This window comes from Flagellimonas sp. 2504JD4-2 (assembly GCF_053642935.1).
On sequence record NZ_JBSIOV010000001.1, the window covers coordinates 331,376 to 347,154 of the forward strand.

Below are 15,779 nucleotides of genomic sequence, written 5' to 3' on the forward strand. Positions count from 1 at the left end.
CGCCAGATCATAATCCGATAGAATGGTCTATTTTTGGATATGCAGAAACTCAAGGTTTGTGAACTTTTTGCCGGAGTAGGTGGTTTTCGATTAGGATTGGAGGGCACAGGAAACTATGAGGTGGTCTGGAGCAACCAGTGGGAACCGTCCACAAAAACCCAACATGCCTCCATGGTCTACGAAGCCCGGTTTGGCTCGGAAAACCATTCCAACACAAGCATAGAGGAAGTGCCAACTTCCGAAATCCCAGACCATGATATGCTGGTAGGCGGATTTCCTTGTCAAGATTATTCTGTGGCCACGACCTTAAAAAACTCAAAGGGGCTTATTGGCAAAAAAGGCGTTCTATGGTGGTCCATCCACCGTATCCTTTCTGAAAAGGAAAACAAACCCAAATACTTGTTTTTTGAAAATGTGGATCGCTTGCTAAAATCGCCTTCCGCACAGCGAGGACGGGATTTCGCGGTAATGCTCAAAAGTCTCAATGACTTGGGCTATGTGGTGGAATGGCGGGTAATCAACGCAGCCGAGTATGGAATGCCTCAGCGCCGAAGGCGCGTTTTTTTTCTGGGATATCATAAATCGACCCCCCTCTACGAAAAACTCAGTACAACATCGCCCTCAAATTGGATTTTGACCGAAGGGACGTTTGCATCTTCTTTTCCTGTACAAAAGCAAACCGCAATCTCCTCTTTTTCCTTAGAAAAGGATTTGGTTTCCCTTTCCAGTTCGTTCAATTTGGAGCAGGGACTTTCTCCTTTTTTAAATTCGGGCATCTCTGTTGACAACGAAGTACACACCCTAAAGACCATTCCCAACTATTATGGGCCTCGTGAGGTACTTTCCGATATCTTGGAAGATTTTGAAAATCCTGAATTTCGCATTGCTGATTCGGATATTCCCAAATGGGAGTACCTAAAAGGTGCCAAAAAAGAGATTCGTAGGACCAAGGAGGGTTTTGCATACAATTATAGCGAAGGAAGCATGGTTTTTCCCGATGCACTTGATCAACCTTCCAGAACAATCATAACCGGTGAGGGCGGAAAGTCCCCTTCGCGGTTTAAGCATGTCGTCCAAACCTCAACAGGATTACGAAGACTTTCTCCCATCGAATTGGAGCGGTTGAACATGTTTCCTGATAATCACACCAAATTGGATGGCATCTCCAACACCAAAAGAGCATTTTTTATGGGCAACGCACTTGTGGTGGGTGTTGTGGAACAAATGGGCAACGCCCTGTTCCAGCAAATCGATGCCCTTGAAAAGCAGCTTCAGAACTAAGCTGTCCAAAGAAGTTTGTTTAAAATACCGGTTTCTCAACGGTATACATTTCAAATGTCTTTTTTTCAATGAATTTTTTAGGTGTGTGTTTTAGCAGAAAGTTCCTAAGGCCCCTTCCGTATTTCCAATGGGCCATTTTACCCGTGGCCCAGGACTGTTTTACGATGGAATTCACCTTGGGTTGTCGTTTCTGTTGAAATAGCTCGAATGCGTTGTTGTTGGGGTCATTTGCAATGATATTACTTAGATAATAAGCATCCTCAATGGCCTGGGCTCCGCCCTGCCCCATGTTAGGGGTTGTGGCGTGACCGGCGTCGCCGACGAGACAAACATTGTCTTTGTGCCAATCGGCCAGGGGGGCCAAATCCATAACATCGCTGCGAAGAATCTTCTCGGTCGGAGTCACAGAAATCAATTGTTTTATCAATGGGTGAAAGCTGTGGAACATCGTCAACAGTTTTTGCTTGGTCGTTCCCTTTTCATCTTTCTGGTTTGGCTTGTCCAATGCTACGGCAAACCAATAGACTTTGTTCTCGGCTATTTTCGAAATTCCAAATCGAATCTGCTTTCCCCATAACTCCATTCCATTGTTTTGATATTGACTTTCCAGTTCCATTTCAGCTACGCCCCGCCAACAGGTTTGGCCGGAATACCTTGTTTTACTTTTGGGAAAAAGCTGCTTCCTGACTTTTGAATATATTCCATCCGCCCCTATCAAATAATCCGTTTCATGCGAAGTGTCATCCTCAAAAAGGACTTGGATCTTTCCGTTTTGTAACTGCTGAAAGGACCTAAAAGATCTGCCCAAATGAATTTTTTGTGGAGGTATTTTTTCAAACAATAACTGCTGAAGGTCGGCACGGTGAATCGCTATAGTGGAGTACCCAAACTTATCTTTTATAATATCCTGAAAATTATCGGACAGTGGGGTCATATCTGATTTGCCAAGTGTTATCCGGTCTATGGGATTGCCCTTCTTTTTGACCTCATCCAGCACTTCCAATGCTTCCAAAACCTGCAGCGCATTTGGTGCAAGCCAAATACCAGCACCTACTTCGGTCAATTGCGGAGCCCTTTCAAAAATTTGATAGTCAATCCCTTTTTTCTCAAAGGCAAGTGCCGTTGTCAAACCTCCTATTCCAGCACCGATTATGGCGTATTTCATTTGAGTGTTTTCTTGTGCCCCAATTCAATGGCTTCGGCCAGTTTGGAAAGCCCTTGGGGGGCGCTTGTTTCGAACATCTTAATGCCCTCAACAAAGTTAGCGGCTTTTTTGCCCTTTAAGCTCAAACATTGTGTGATTTTTCTGCGATTTGAAGGCATAGCCTCCATTTTCATTTCGTTGTAAAAAACCGCACCATCCAATTTATACATCAAAGCAAGAACTGATGTCAGTGTTAGTCCAAGATCTTACTATTAGATTCTTCTTTTATAGTTTCGATAACCTTCGCATTTGCACAATAGATAAGACCGGCAAAGTCAAAATTTTTAACTTATTGACTGCTATTTTACCGTTCATTGCGCATTCTCATTTTCCAGCAACCAAGAATAGCTCTGGTCAAAATATTTTTTAAGGGATTTATCCAAAAACTGGGTATAATTGGCGTCCTCATTCCGTTGTTTTGATAACCGTGCCATGGCATATGCAATTATTTGTTCCGGCAAATACCCTTGTCCGCTGGATTGCCAACCAAACCCTGAAGCCGAGTACTGAAAACGTGAATTGCCTATAAAAATGCCGAACCCATAGGTGATGGCTGTCAAATCCGTTAAATACTCATCATTTTCTTCTATCCTACTTTCTCCCAAAAGAATTTGATGTGCCAACTCATGTGAAATCGTCGCAATTAATGAAACAGGGTTGCTTAGTTGCCCCCTCTCTATTGAAATAATTGTTTCTTTTTCTGTTTTCCGGTAAGTGCCACTTGCGCTCTCCCAACTTCCGTGTATGTCTGCTGGAGTTGTCAAAATTGTTCCATCTGCCATTTCAATGGTTTGGTCAGAAAAGAATTCGAGCTTTATTTCAGTGCCTCGAATATCCATCAACTCCATGGTCCGTTCGAGTATGAATTCAGCATCCTTTTCAGTTCCATCAAAAGTTCTCTCATAAAAATCCCTGGTTGGAGTTACTGTTTGTATTTCCAAAAAGTGTTCTTCGCCAAATTCTCTACGCAACCAGTTCAGGTCTTCGTCAACCCAAGTTTTGTCCTCTTCGGTAATTGGCAGTTTTTTCTTTTTGTTCCAGAACATTGATGTCCTCTATGTTTGCTAACCTGAATTCGTTTTAGATTACTAAAATCGAACAATCATTACCCGGTTCAATAGTCAACCTTTAGCGTACTCCCATCCAAGAACACCCCTTTAGACTCCGTTATTTTTAATTTTTGTTCAGCTGATATCCCAATAGTTTCCCCATGTTTCAATTCCACATTATAGCCGATAACATAATGGGCTAGATTGAACATCATTTCACTGAGTTCTCCCAGACTATGATCAGAGTTCAGTATTTCCAGTTCTTTCTTTCCAAATTCCTTTAAACCATAAGTATAAATGGATTGCTTTTCTTTTTCCTGTCTTAAACCAAAGTATATCCAAATGTACAGCGGTAAATCCTCCTCGTTCATTGCCCTTGCCTGAGTTATATAAAACTCCTTTTCAATGGCCAACGACCTGCTACCCATATAAATTCCAATTGATTTGCTATTGTTTAAAACTGCACTTGCCACTTTACTATAAAGCATGTTCTCCTTGACAGGGTTTTCTCCGGCGTTCATGATGGACAAAATAATATGCCCTTTGTGTGTTTTTACAATTTCGGCCCCATTTTCCCAAAAGAGATTATATTCTGCCGCGATAACCGCCTCATCCGTGGGTATTGGTGCTGGAATAATTCCAATAGCGATTCTATAGCCGTTTATTTCAATTATTGCGGTTTCTTCGTTGCTTCCGCTTTCGTTGTTTACCTCTAAACCCCATTGATCTTCCAACTCGGTAATGACGTTTGGAATATTAAGCGAATTGACTTCTTCGAGCAACACCATTCCTAGGATTGCAGAACCTGATTTTTTTTCTTCAGGTTTATCTTTTTTTAAAAAACTGAAAAGGCCCATTGAGAGAATTATAAATGATATGGTTATTAGTCTTTTTGGCATTTACTCTAAATTTAGTGTTCCTTTTCGTTAGTCCGCATAAATTTTTGCTTCCATCCTATTTGGATTCCAATTCCTCAAATCCTCAATTTCTGCTTCACTCAGGGTTTCAATCATTACTCCGACGTTTGGATAGCCCTCACCCACTCTCATTCCATTATCAATTCCGTTTATTCTTCTTTCCAGTGTTTGTCCATTAAACTCAAACCTAATGGTGTTTCCAAGAAAAAATTCACCATCAAGGATATATCCTGTAAAAACAATTCCCCTTCCCGTAATTTTGAAAGTATTATGAATTTGATACGTTGCAACATGCTTCATTGCTTTCTCTCTATCTCCTCAATTATGGCCACTTAAATCCGTTTTATTGGCTCTTTTAAAATTTACTGTTTCCTGCGCCAATTCGTGAACTTCTTCTAGAATTTCATTTTCAGTTGGGTGATTTGCAATGCGTTCGAATTCTTGTATTAACATAGGGTCTATTGATTTATTTGTGTGAATTCCGAAAATAGTTATACACCAATACTTCCATACTTCATCTGTGCCCCTCAAAACGGCTATGATGTCATTCGTCAAATGCTCAGAAATTGATGTTAAATAATCTGCAACGGGCTTGGCAACAGGCCAATTTAAATCTTGAATCCATTCCAATAATTCAGGTATTATTTCTTTTACTTCCTGATAGGAGTAATTTTTCAATTTATTGGCTGTTTCAATATCTCCTTTGTTTTTTGGAATTAGTTCTTTCATTTTTGGAGATGAAAAGATTTGGGTCGTCTGAGCTTAAATGTCTTTGCGTTTTACAGCCACCCCTAAACCTTTTAGTTCTTTTTCAAAAAGGTCGATGGTCCTCTTGTCCAAAGTCAGCATAAAGCCGCCATCTTTTCCGTTGATTTTACCAATTATTTTGATGTGCGGTCCGAGTCTGACTATCTTTTTAAGCTCAACGAGCTTAATTTTTTGAAGTTCAAAACTCACTTCTGTAATCTTTAAAGGCAGCAAGGGTCTCTTAACGATTAAATGTGATTTTGAAATATGAAAAGTCTTGATTTTTCGTACTAGCTGAACCACTCCAAACAGTATTAAAAACAAACCCAACCAATACAAAAGGGGATCATCTCTGTTCGTAATCAAAAAAGTAACACCAAGACCAATCTCTATTATCGCATCAAGAAAGTAGGGAATACTTTTTTTCCAATTAACCTTTATGTCCAAAATATGACTCACTTAAAATTGTCTTCGAAGGTCTTTCTTGTTCTTTTGATGAAGTTCAAAACCAAAGTAAGCAATTATTTGGGTTGGAAGTTTTATTCATCAAGATATGATGTCAGTGGTCTTAGATATTTAGTAAAGCCAAGCGCTTCGATATAATTATGAATTTCTTTTCGTGTGTTTTTGCTAAATCCTTTTGCGGGATAAGAATATTCATCCGAAATCTTAATCATTTTTAATTCTGTAGCCGGAATTTTTTCCGAAGAGATAAGATAATTGCAATCCAAACAAATATTTATGGAGCCAACTATTTTTTTGTTCAAATAGTAAACCACTGCAAAGTGAGGGTCAAAACAAGACATGGTACTATTGCCATACCCTGTTTTGGCTGTAAGGATATTTTCAAGTTGTCTTATTTGCTTGTGTGTAAGTGTTTTTTCGTTGCTGATTTTTTTGCTTTCCTCCTTAAGACATCTTTCAATTAATAGCTCGCCGTTCCCCTGGAATTCATAGGCAATAACTTTGTCGTATTTTAATTCATCAAATGGGTTTGATTGCGCTTGCGCCAAAAATGGAATAATGACAATCAGAAATAATGCGGTTCTCTTCATCTTTTTATTTTTCTCTTTTTCTTAGATAATAGTTGAATTGATAGCCAATACCCAAACTTATTTCATTAAAACCCCCTATTTTATAATATCTGATAAAAGTTGATAATCGTTTAAAATTGCGTTTTAGTTCTACTTGATATTCGCTTACATTTCTATAAACACTCATTGTTGCATTAAGTTCGGCATAGAAAGGATCATGGAGCCATTTGCCAAATCCGACCCGCGGCCCCTTTGATCTAACCATTTTGTTTTTATCCAACTCCACATAATCTACGTTGCTGAATCCGGCCACAAGCTTTAGCCCTCTTATATTTATGCTGCTTTCAAAACTATAACTCTGCACATCTATATTATTGTTGTGGTTTAGATTTCTGAGGGATGCTTTTAAATCCATATCAAAGCCGCAATCCATAAATAAATGGACCAAACCAATGGAAGAATTTAAAAACCTGTTTTCCTTGAGATTGGTTTGGTAAGTCACATGTGTTTTTAAAGTGGTGCCACCAAACATAGCGGGTGTCGAAAAGTACACCTGACTCCCTACGGAGTTGTTTAATGCCCCACTCATGGCATAAAAACCAATATCTTGATAATCAAAAAAACAAATGTTACAATCTTCTTTGAGAAAGATTTCCAGCGACCGCTGTTCATCTAATTTTACCTCTTGGTTTTTAAATCCAATGTATGAAATGGTGAGTGTGTTCAAAGAATCCGGAACGCTAATTTTAAAATTTCCGTCAAAGTCTGTTTGTGTCCCTATTTTGGTGCCTTTGACCACTACAATTGTTCCTGGCAAGGGTGTTTTGTCACTTTTGGCAAAGACTACACCTGTATAGTCTGTTGTTTGCCCCAAGGCCAAATCAAAAATTAAAACGAAAGATATGAATATGAGGCTTTTCAAAACGGTTTGGTCAATTGTTCAGACCAAAGTTTCCATTCTTTTAAAGTTAAAAAAAGTAAGAATGAGTGAAATGGATGTTTGGGTTAGTGAAAAATGAAATATTATTCCAGCCAGCTGACAACCCCTAATTATCCAAATACCCTTGGTCCCAGGTCTTATTGGGGTCATGGTTTCGTAAATCGCACTGAAAGTCAGCGGCGGCCTTTAGGTTCATCAGCACGGAGACCCATCCCGCATGTACCTCAACAAACTCATCTTCTGCCACATTTTCGTTGATCAAAGTAAGGTCCGTTCCTCCCTTGGTCGAGGGTTCTAGGTGGAATTTAACCAGGCTATCAAAATAATCCAGGTAAAATTTCTGGTCAGGTAGTCGTTCCAAGATTTTACCATCATAGGTTTGACCATTGGGGAAAACAAAATGGATTACGTTGTTTTTTTCCTGCGCTTCTTCGGCCCAAAACTTTGCCCTGCCTTCGGAAGTGGAAAGTAACTCAAAAACCGTTTTCGGGCTTGACTTTAGATGTAGCTTCCATGTAATTGTTTTCATCTGTCTGCATTCATCTTCATGTCCGTTGCCAAAATCGCATAATGAAAATTATCAGACCACCCATTTTTAAGCGGGAGGACCTTTCTTTTTCGGCCTTCCCTAATCATTCTTGCCTTTTCCAAGACCCGGATACTACCCAAATTTTCCACGGCACAGCCTGCTTCAATGCGATGGAGGCCTAGTTCACCGAACCCAAATTCCAAAACTCGGTTCAGGGATTCCGTAGCGTAACCCTTGTTCCAAAAATTGGAATGTAATTTATACCACACCTCAGCAATCTTAAACTTGGGCATGCCTAAGTTCAAGGCGATAAGGCCAACAAAGTCATTGCTTTCAGCTTGTTCAATTTTAAGGGTAAAATTTGTGTTCTGTCCTGAGTTGTTTTTCTCAATCCACCCCGTAATTATCGCTTTTGTCTCTTCCATGTTTTTTGGAATGCCAAGGGTGTTGAATTCATCCGTTTCCGGCAACGAGTGCAGCTCGTGGATTTTTTCCAAATCATCCAAAGTTATTGGACTGATCAGCAATCTTTCGGTCTGTAGTTCGATGTTCATGGAGGGCTTATCCACATTATGCAACTTGCCCTAAAGTTACATATTGTTTTTATCTCTCTTTCACCATGCGGATGTGCGGAATACCATCCTCCAAATATTCTTCACCCTGGGCAACAAAACCCAATTCGTTATAAAACTTTAAAAGGTAGGTTTGTGCAGAAAGTTCAACGGCGCTTTTTGGAAATCTTTTGCCAATTTCATCAACAGAGGCTTGCATGATCAATTTGCCATAACCGTATTTTCGTTCTTCCTTGGCGACCACTACCCTTCCTATACTGGTGTTTTTAAAATAATCCCCTGGTTTAAAAACACGGGTATAGGCGACTACTTTTTCATTTTTGGTCCCGATAACGTGCAAAGCTTTTTCATCCTTGCCATCTACATCTTGGTACACACAGTCCTGCTCCACTACAAAAACTTCGCTCCGTAACTGTAAAATTTGGTACAGTTCCTTATTTGAAAGTTCATCAAAGGTTTTTGTTGATATCTCCATCAATCTTGAACTATTACGGATTTAGAATCGCATTTATCGAACTCCGGCTGAATGTTCACATGGTTGATGCCGTGTTTGTGGTATACATGTTCCTCTATATCCACCAGGATCTTATCAAATTCCGAAAGTTTGATGTCCTCTTTAAAATCGATATGTGCCTCCAAATGAATTTCCTCTTCGTTCAATTGCCAAATATGTACATGGTGTACATTTTTTACCGGTTCCAATGTGCAAATGGACTCCACAATATCCTTGATTTCTATCGTGGATGGAGTAAAAAGCATCAATACCTTTGTGGACTCCTTTAGTAAATCATAGCCCATGTAAATCAAGTAAATCCCAATGGCCATTGTTAAAGCCGCATCTACCCAATATATCTGGAAATATTTCATCAAGAGACCTCCTACCAAAACTGCAACGGATGCCATCATATCTGTTAGAAGATGCAAATAGGCCGATTTCATATTCATGTTATCCTCGGAGTCCTTTTTCAACAACAACACACTGAATCCGTTACCAAGAAGCGCTATCAATGACAACCAAATGACCAAATTGGAGCCTATCTCTTGGGGTTCAAATAGCCTTTCTACCGCTTCTATCATTAAAATGATCGCCACAACCACCAATGTTGCCGCATTTATAAACGCGGCCAAGATTTCTGCGCGTTTATAACCGAAGGTTTTATGTTTGGACGCTTTTTTACGTCCCAATAACGATGCTACATAGCTAATGATCAAGGAAAGTACATCCGTGAAATTGTGGAGTGCATCGGATAACAGGGCAAGACTGCCCGAAATTATACCTCCTATTACCTGGGAAACGGTAATGGCGATGTTAAGAACAATGGATATGAGAAGGTTTCTTCCCTTTAAATCGTTATGGGAATGCTGGTGTCCATGGTGATGGTGGTGTCCCATAGATTTTTTTATCTGCAGGCAATCTTTTCTACCCTTCTTTCGTGCCGACCACCTTCAAATTCGGTGTTCAAAAATGTTTCTACCATTTCCAATGCTTGGGGTAACGCGATAAAACGTGCTGGGAGACTCAAAATATTGGCATCGTTATGTTCTCGGGCCAGGGCTGTAATTTCTTTGTTCCAACACAAGGCACTCCGCACTTTTTGATGCTTATTTGTGGTCATGTTGGCACCGTTGCCGCTTCCGCAGACAACAATTCCCATGTCCACATTCCCCTCATCCACATCTTTGGCCACTGGGTGCACAAAATCGGGATAATCTACACTGTCCGTACCATCGGTACCATAATTGGTCACCTCTATGCCTTTGGATTTCAACAATCCCATAATGGCGAGCTTGTAATCGGTTCCGGCATGGTCATTGCCTATTGCTATTTTCATCTGTTCGGATTTGATATAATTGGTTTTACAAAGGTACAATACTTTTCATGGAGCAATGTTGATAAGAATCAGCAGAAAGTTGGATAAAACTTAGTATCAGTTACTTACAAATTTCTATGGATTGTTGATCATTTCTTTACAAGTTGGATAAACTAAATTTTGATTTTTTGAGTTATTATAGTAATGCGGATAATTTTTATACAGTGACATGGAAATCGATTAAAAATTAATCAACTTCAATCAAAAGATTATCCGGCTTAGTTAACATTGAATCCATATTTAATTTTCAATAATTTGATGTTGACAACACTTATTAAACGAAGTGCATAAAACATCTAAATTCCTGATTTAGAATCTTCTTTTGGATTGAAAAATTGTGGATAAAACCTTCTTTTTGTTCAACACAAGTTTTTAATCAAAAATTTATCCCTGTTTTCAACAAGCAATCATTATCATCATTTTAATATTATTTAAAAAAGAAGAAAAGATTATAAAACTATATGTTGTTAATAATGTACTTGGTCTTAAAGGATAATCTATAGTTGACCTAGTCACGGATATTAATTCGTATTTTTCGCCAAATAATTAATAATAAATGTCTAAGAAAAAGAAGAGAGCCAGAAGTCAACGGAAGAATGAGATAACAAAAGGCATTTTTACAGTACTTGAAAAAGAACCTTCCAAATCTTTTAATTATAAACAGATTGCGTCTAAACTTGGGATTAAAGAGACCAAGGACAGGAATGATCTAATCAAACGTTTGGGGCAACTCAAGGCAAGTGATAGAATTTTAGAGGTAGAACGTGGAAGGTTTAAGAAAAAACCTTCACTACATACGTATTTTACGGGAAAAATTGATGTGACCATGAGTGGAAATGCTTACGTGGTCATTGATGATTTGGATGACGATGTGTTTGTTCCATACAACAAATTGAACAGGGCCTTTCATGGAGATAGCGTAGAGGTTTTTTTAAAACCAAGAAGAAATGGAAAAAAACAGGAAGGGGAAATTTCAAAGGTCTTGGAGCGACGAAAAACCTCTTATGTGGGGATTGTTGACAAGCAGAAGACTTTTGCCTTTGTTCGGCCTTCCGACCCAAAGATGTATACCGATATTTTTGTCCCAATTGAAAAGCTTAAGAAAGCAGAGGATGGAGACAAGGTTTTGGTAGAACTTGGCGATTGGCCAGCTGATGCCGACTCCCCTTATGGGTCGGTAACTCAAATTCTCGGAAAGCCTGGTGAGCACAATACCGAAATACATTCGATTTTAGCCGAATATGGCCTTCCTTATGAATTTCCGTACGAAGTGGAACAGTTTGCGCAAACTCTGGATACCTCGATAAAGGAATCCGAAATTGCCAAAAGAAGGGATATGCGAGAAGTGTTGACCTTTACCATAGATCCCAAGGATGCGAAGGATTTTGATGATGCCCTATCTTTTCAAAAATTGGAAAATGGGAATTATGAAGTGGGTGTTCATATCGCGGATGTGTCCCATTACCTGCAAGAGAATACCATTTTGGAGGATGAAGCCTATGAAAGGGCTACATCGGTCTATTTAGTGGATAGAGTGGTGCCCATGTTACCGGAGATTCTGTCAAACAACGCATGTTCCCTGCGACCCAATGAGGAGAAATATACCTTTTCCGCCATTTTTCAGATGGATGAAAAAGCAAATCTTGTGGATCAATGGTTTGGGCGAACCGTTATCAATTCCAATGAGCGCTTTGCTTACGAAGAAGCGCAATATATTATTGAAACCGGAGAGGCAACGATCCCAAAAGAAATATCAATACGAAAGGGAAGTTATACGGTTTCTGATGAAATAGTAGAGGCGACCTTGACCTTTGATAGACTTGCGAAGATTATGCGTGGTCAACGTATGGATGAGGGCGCCATTTCTTTTGATAAAATAGAGGTTAGGTTCAATTTGAATGCAAAAAATGAACCAGAAGGTGTTTATTTCAAGGAAGCCAAAGATGCGAACAAGCTTATCGAAGAGTTTATGTTGTTGGCCAACAAGAAAGTTGCTGAGTTTATCGGCAAGCAGAAAAAGACTTTCGTTTACCGGATACATGACGAGCCCGATGAAGAGAAATTAATTGCTTTGAACGGGGTTATTTCCAGATTTGGACATAGTATCAACCTTCGGGACAGAAAGAGCATTAATAGTTCTCTAAACAAGCTTCTGGAGGATGTTAAGGGTAAGAAAGAACAAAACTTGGTAGATACTTTGGCTATTCGAAGTATGAGCAAGGCAATCTACACTACAGAAAACATCGGCCATTATGGTTTGGGATTTGAATATTATACCCATTTTACGTCTCCCATTCGAAGATATCCCGATGTAATGGTCCATAGATTATTACAACATTATTTGGATGGTGGCAAACAACCTAAAGCCGCCATTTATGAAGAAAAGTGTAAACATTCTTCAGACATGGAGCTGCTGGCCGCAAATGCGGAGCGAGATTCTGTAAAATACATGCAGATAAAGTTTATGGAAGACCACAGGGATAAAAAGTTCTTGGGAGTAATTTCTGGAGTTACCGAATGGGGTATTTACGTCGAAATTATCGAAAACAAATGCGAAGGTATGGTAAGGATTCGCGATATTAGGGATGATTATTACACCTTTGACGAACGACAATTCGCAATTATTGGCGAACGATACAATCGGATGTACCAATTGGGCGATGAGGTTTACGTTATGGTCAAGGATACGGATTTGGTAAAGCGGCATCTTGATTTTTCGTTAATAGGAAAAAAAGATGCGGTTACTTTGGAATAGAATTTGTTATCGATTGAGGGTCAATTAATAACCAATGAAAACAACACGAATTTTTGTAGTTTTTCTTTGCTTTCAGATGCTGAATGCGCAAAGTGAAAAAATAACCCACGAACTTGAAAATTTTACTGAAGTAAAAGGTTTTGATGGTATTTCCATCAACCTTGTTAAATCGGATACGAACAAGGCGGTGATCACCGGCGCCAATACTAAAAAAGTTGCCATTGTTAATAATAACGGCGTGCTGAAGATTCGAATGGAAATTGATAAAATATTCAGTGGTTACAGAACCTTTATTGACCTTTATTTTACGGAAGAATTAAAAGTTATCGACGTGAACGAGGATGCCCGAATTGCGTCTGAAGAGATTTTTGTCCAGGACGTTTTGGATATTCGAGCACAAGAAGGTGGGGAGCTGTTATTGCAATGCCAAACCGAACAACTTTTAGTGAAAACGGTTACCGGAGGTGAAATTGAGGTGACTGGTTTTTCGGATAATCAGGATGTGATAATAAATACAGGTGGAGCCTACAACGGGAAAGCATTTAAAACTAAATTCACCACAATCACGGTGAATGCCGGAGGTAATGCGGAAATCTACGCGACCAATTATGTAAAAGCGAATGTAAAGGCCGGAGGAGAAGTATTGGTGTATGGTGATCCGCAGAAGATGGATGAAAAGAAGGTGTTTGGCGGTAAAATAAAAAGGGTGGAGTAACATATGATTGATGATATACAAGCGGCGATTCCTCTAGGGTTTCTATTGAGTTTTATGATAGGCCCGGTGTTTTTTGTGTTGCTTGAAACTAGTGCCACCAAAGGGTTTAGGGCGGGCTTGAGCTTTAATATAGGTGTTATCGTTGCAGATATAGTGTTTTTGCTGATTGCTTATTTTAGTAGTTTTCAATTGTTGGAAAACCTCAGCAATCAACCTGGTCTTTTTGTTTTCGGAGGCATGATTTTGTTGGTATATGGGATTGTGATCTTTGTAAAAAAAGCTTCAAAAAAAGAAAATATAAAAGCTTCAAAAGGAACTTATTTAGGGCTTATGGTTAAGGGCTTTTTGTTGAATTTTATAAATATTGGGGTCTTGGTCTTTTGGTTAGGACTGATTGTAATTGTAGGACCAAGTCTTGAAAACACCCCGAACCGCATTTTGATTTTCTTTAGCTCTGTTATTTTGGTTTATTTTATTACTGACTTGTTTAAAATATTGCTTGCGAAGCAACTAAAAAAATATTTGACACAAGAGCGTATCGTTCTGATTAAAAAAGGATTGGGTGTTGTTTTGATGGTTTGTGGTATCGTTCTGATCACAAAGGGCTTTCTACCCAAGGAAAAGTTTAACATCAAGGATGGAATAGAACGTATCAGCGAACAAAAAAACCCAACATAAATGCTGGGTTTTTGGAGGCATCGAGCGGATTCGAACCGCTGTACAAGCTTTTGCAGAGCTGTGCCTAGCCACTCGGCCACGATGCCATTTCAGGGTGCAAATGTACTACTTTTTTTAGCTTACCCAAAAGCAGTATTAAGGTCTTTGGTGCTTTAATGAAACAGCAACACTTTCTACATCTCCACCGATTGGAGGATTGATTTTTGCAACCCTAACCTGAACTTCATTTACTGATGGTAGTTCCAATAAAATACGATCAATAATACGTTGCGATACATGTTCCAAAAGATTGGAACGTATGGCCATTTCTTCTTGAACTATGCTATTTAAATGAACGTAATCAACAGTTTCCTGTAGCTTATCGGATTTGGAAGGTTGAGAAAGGTCTGCATATACATCAAGATCTACCCGATAATCGCTGCCAATGAGCATTTCTTCTTTTAAACATCCATGATTGGAGTGTACCCTAATGTTCTTTATCGTTATTTTTCCCACGAACCAAAGTTAAGTGGGGCAAAAATAATCCAAACCAAATTAATACATGCACCTACAGTTGCTTATCCCTTGAAATAGGTCCATACCTACAGTCAATACATGGGTACCGGTACTGTAACCTAAAATTTCGTTGGTGATGACTTGATAAGAGTACCCGAAGTAGAAATTACTTTTTTTCAAGCCGGCAATGGGGGCAATATAAAGCGGTTTACCCAATTGGTCATTTAAAAAACGATATGTGGCACCGATGTAATAGTAATCCTCAAAATCGTGAAAACGGAATTTTGCGTTTAAGTCGGTGACGGATCGGCCGTCACTTTCAAACCATTGGAAAAACACGGAAGGTTCTATTTCCAATTTACTGTTTTTACTTTTTGAAATGCTATAACCGGCATAGGCGTAATAATTACGAAGGGTATTGGGCTCAAAAACCGGATTGAATTGTTCCAGGTTCTTAGGTAGGATGTTGGAAGCATTTAAGCTAATGAAAAACTTATCATAGCGATATAAAACACCTAAATCAAAATTATGATTGGTAGTTGCCTTATCATCCGTTGGCCGCTGACCATTAAAATCCGTAAAGTTCTCAACATCTATCCTAAACTGGTTGAAATTATATGAAATCCCAAAAGAAAGGAAAATATCATCATAGCGATTCAATGTAAGGTGGTGGGCAAAGGAAACCCGAGCCCCTCTTTGCTTGGTTTCACCATTACTATCGTTATACATAAGCATTCCAAGACCTGAACGATTGCCAATTCGAGCATCGGCAGCCAAGGTTTGGGTATCAGGAGCATCTTCTATACCCACCCATTGTGTCAGCCCGTTCAGTCGAACTTTGATATGATCCCCAATACCCGCATAGGTCGGGGACATCAAAAAGGGGTTGTCCGCGATATATTGCGACAACTGTGGTATGGTCAACTCTTGGGCCCTAGCTCCAAAAGCCAAGAGTATCAGAAAAAATAAAGAACAACTTTTTTTCAACATGG

20 protein-coding genes and 1 tRNA gene are annotated in these 15,779 nt (G+C 39.3%); 4 read left to right on the forward strand and 17 right to left on the reverse strand.

The genetic code is table 11. The features are described from left to right. Positions 1-39: 39 nt before the first annotated feature. On the forward strand, positions 40-1,281 hold the full coding sequence (gene dcm / locus ACULLH_RS01545) for a DNA (cytosine-5-)-methyltransferase (protein WP_454086964.1): 1,242 nt from the start codon (positions 40-42) through the stop codon (positions 1,279-1,281). 19 nt (positions 1,282-1,300) lie between these two features. On the opposite strand, the gene ACULLH_RS01550 is transcribed toward dcm, so the two are convergent. The 14 genes from ACULLH_RS01550 to rpiB all read right to left on the reverse strand — a co-directional run bounded on the left by ACULLH_RS01550 (position 1,301) and on the right by rpiB (position 10,105). Then, complete coding sequence (locus ACULLH_RS01550; RefSeq protein WP_454086965.1) at positions 1,301-2,446, reverse strand: FAD-dependent monooxygenase; 1,146 nt, start codon at positions 2,444-2,446, stop codon at positions 1,301-1,303. Beyond that, the gene (locus ACULLH_RS01555) at positions 2,443-2,655 is read right to left on the reverse strand and encodes a hypothetical protein (protein ID WP_454086966.1); all 213 of its coding nucleotides are present in this window, start codon (positions 2,653-2,655) and stop codon (positions 2,443-2,445) included. Before ACULLH_RS01555 ends, ACULLH_RS01550 begins: the two co-directional genes overlap by 4 nt. A gap of 141 nt (positions 2,656-2,796) precedes the next feature. Beyond that, the gene (locus ACULLH_RS01560) at positions 2,797-3,531 is read right to left on the reverse strand and encodes a hypothetical protein (protein WP_454086967.1); all 735 of its coding nucleotides are present in this window, start codon (positions 3,529-3,531) and stop codon (positions 2,797-2,799) included. A gap of 68 nt (positions 3,532-3,599) precedes the next feature. Next, the gene (locus tag ACULLH_RS01565; RefSeq protein ID WP_454086968.1) at positions 3,600-4,433 is read right to left on the reverse strand and encodes a DUF4261 domain-containing protein; all 834 of its coding nucleotides are present in this window, start codon (positions 4,431-4,433) and stop codon (positions 3,600-3,602) included. A gap of 27 nt (positions 4,434-4,460) precedes the next feature. Continuing rightward, on the reverse strand, positions 4,461-4,751 hold the full coding sequence (locus tag ACULLH_RS01570) for a hypothetical protein (RefSeq protein ID WP_454086969.1): 291 nt from the start codon (positions 4,749-4,751) through the stop codon (positions 4,461-4,463). Between the two features lie 18 nt (positions 4,752-4,769). Next, positions 4,770-5,180, reverse strand: a complete 411-nt coding sequence (locus tag ACULLH_RS01575; protein ID WP_454086970.1) for a DUF5071 domain-containing protein — start codon at positions 5,178-5,180, stop codon at positions 4,770-4,772. A gap of 33 nt (positions 5,181-5,213) precedes the next feature. Continuing rightward, a complete protein-coding gene (locus ACULLH_RS01580) occupies positions 5,214-5,657 on the reverse strand; it encodes a hypothetical protein (RefSeq protein ID WP_454086971.1) in 444 nt (147 codons plus the stop codon). A gap of 80 nt (positions 5,658-5,737) precedes the next feature. Then, positions 5,738-6,253 (reverse strand): hypothetical protein, encoded by a 516-nt coding sequence (locus ACULLH_RS01585; protein WP_454086972.1) that lies wholly within the window; start codon positions 6,251-6,253, stop codon positions 5,738-5,740. Positions 6,254-6,257: 4 nt separating this feature from the next. Further along, the gene (locus ACULLH_RS01590) at positions 6,258-7,154 is read right to left on the reverse strand and encodes a carboxypeptidase-like regulatory domain-containing protein (protein WP_454086973.1); all 897 of its coding nucleotides are present in this window, start codon (positions 7,152-7,154) and stop codon (positions 6,258-6,260) included. A gap of 124 nt (positions 7,155-7,278) precedes the next feature. Then, entirely contained in the window at positions 7,279-7,701 is a 423-nt protein-coding gene (locus ACULLH_RS01595; RefSeq protein WP_454086974.1) for an SRPBCC family protein, read from the reverse strand. Next, positions 7,698-8,270, reverse strand: coding sequence for a GNAT family N-acetyltransferase (locus ACULLH_RS01600; protein WP_454086975.1), 573 nt, complete (start codon positions 8,268-8,270; stop codon positions 7,698-7,700). Before ACULLH_RS01600 ends, ACULLH_RS01595 begins: the two co-directional genes overlap by 4 nt. A 34-nt stretch (positions 8,271-8,304) precedes the next feature. Next, positions 8,305-8,748, reverse strand: a complete 444-nt coding sequence (locus tag ACULLH_RS01605) for a GNAT family N-acetyltransferase (RefSeq protein WP_454086976.1) — start codon at positions 8,746-8,748, stop codon at positions 8,305-8,307. Next, positions 8,748-9,665, reverse strand: a complete 918-nt coding sequence (locus ACULLH_RS01610) for a cation diffusion facilitator family transporter (RefSeq protein ID WP_454086977.1) — start codon at positions 9,663-9,665, stop codon at positions 8,748-8,750. Before ACULLH_RS01610 ends, ACULLH_RS01605 begins: the two co-directional genes overlap by 1 nt. 8 nt (positions 9,666-9,673) lie before the next feature. Next, entirely contained in the window at positions 9,674-10,105 is a 432-nt protein-coding gene (gene rpiB / locus ACULLH_RS01615; RefSeq protein ID WP_454086978.1) for a ribose 5-phosphate isomerase B, read from the reverse strand. A 595-nt stretch (positions 10,106-10,700) separates the two neighbouring features. Between rpiB and rnr the strand changes: the two genes are divergently transcribed. From rnr to ACULLH_RS01630, 3 genes are read left to right on the forward strand one after another with little or no spacing between them, the layout of a single operon-like run. Continuing rightward, positions 10,701-12,899, forward strand: a complete 2,199-nt coding sequence (rnr, locus tag ACULLH_RS01620) for a ribonuclease R (protein WP_454086979.1) — start codon at positions 10,701-10,703, stop codon at positions 12,897-12,899. Between the two features lie 34 nt (positions 12,900-12,933). After that, complete coding sequence (locus ACULLH_RS01625; protein ID WP_454086980.1) at positions 12,934-13,614, forward strand: head GIN domain-containing protein; 681 nt, start codon at positions 12,934-12,936, stop codon at positions 13,612-13,614. 3 nt (positions 13,615-13,617) lie between these two features. Continuing rightward, positions 13,618-14,292, forward strand: coding sequence for a LysE family translocator (locus ACULLH_RS01630; RefSeq protein ID WP_454086981.1), 675 nt, complete (start codon positions 13,618-13,620; stop codon positions 14,290-14,292). A 12-nt stretch (positions 14,293-14,304) separates the two neighbouring features. On the opposite strand, the gene ACULLH_RS01635 is transcribed toward ACULLH_RS01630, so the two are convergent. The 3 genes from ACULLH_RS01635 to ACULLH_RS01645 all read right to left on the reverse strand — a co-directional run bounded on the left by ACULLH_RS01635 (position 14,305) and on the right by ACULLH_RS01645 (position 15,777). Beyond that, positions 14,305-14,378: transfer RNA gene (locus ACULLH_RS01635), tRNA-Cys, on the reverse strand. Between the two features lie 49 nt (positions 14,379-14,427). Further along, positions 14,428-14,787 (reverse strand): dihydroneopterin aldolase, encoded by a 360-nt coding sequence (gene folB / locus ACULLH_RS01640; protein WP_454086982.1) that lies wholly within the window; start codon positions 14,785-14,787, stop codon positions 14,428-14,430. A 39-nt stretch (positions 14,788-14,826) separates the two neighbouring features. After that, the gene (locus ACULLH_RS01645; RefSeq protein WP_454086983.1) at positions 14,827-15,777 is read right to left on the reverse strand and encodes a PorP/SprF family type IX secretion system membrane protein; all 951 of its coding nucleotides are present in this window, start codon (positions 15,775-15,777) and stop codon (positions 14,827-14,829) included. Positions 15,778-15,779 lie beyond the last annotated feature (2 nt).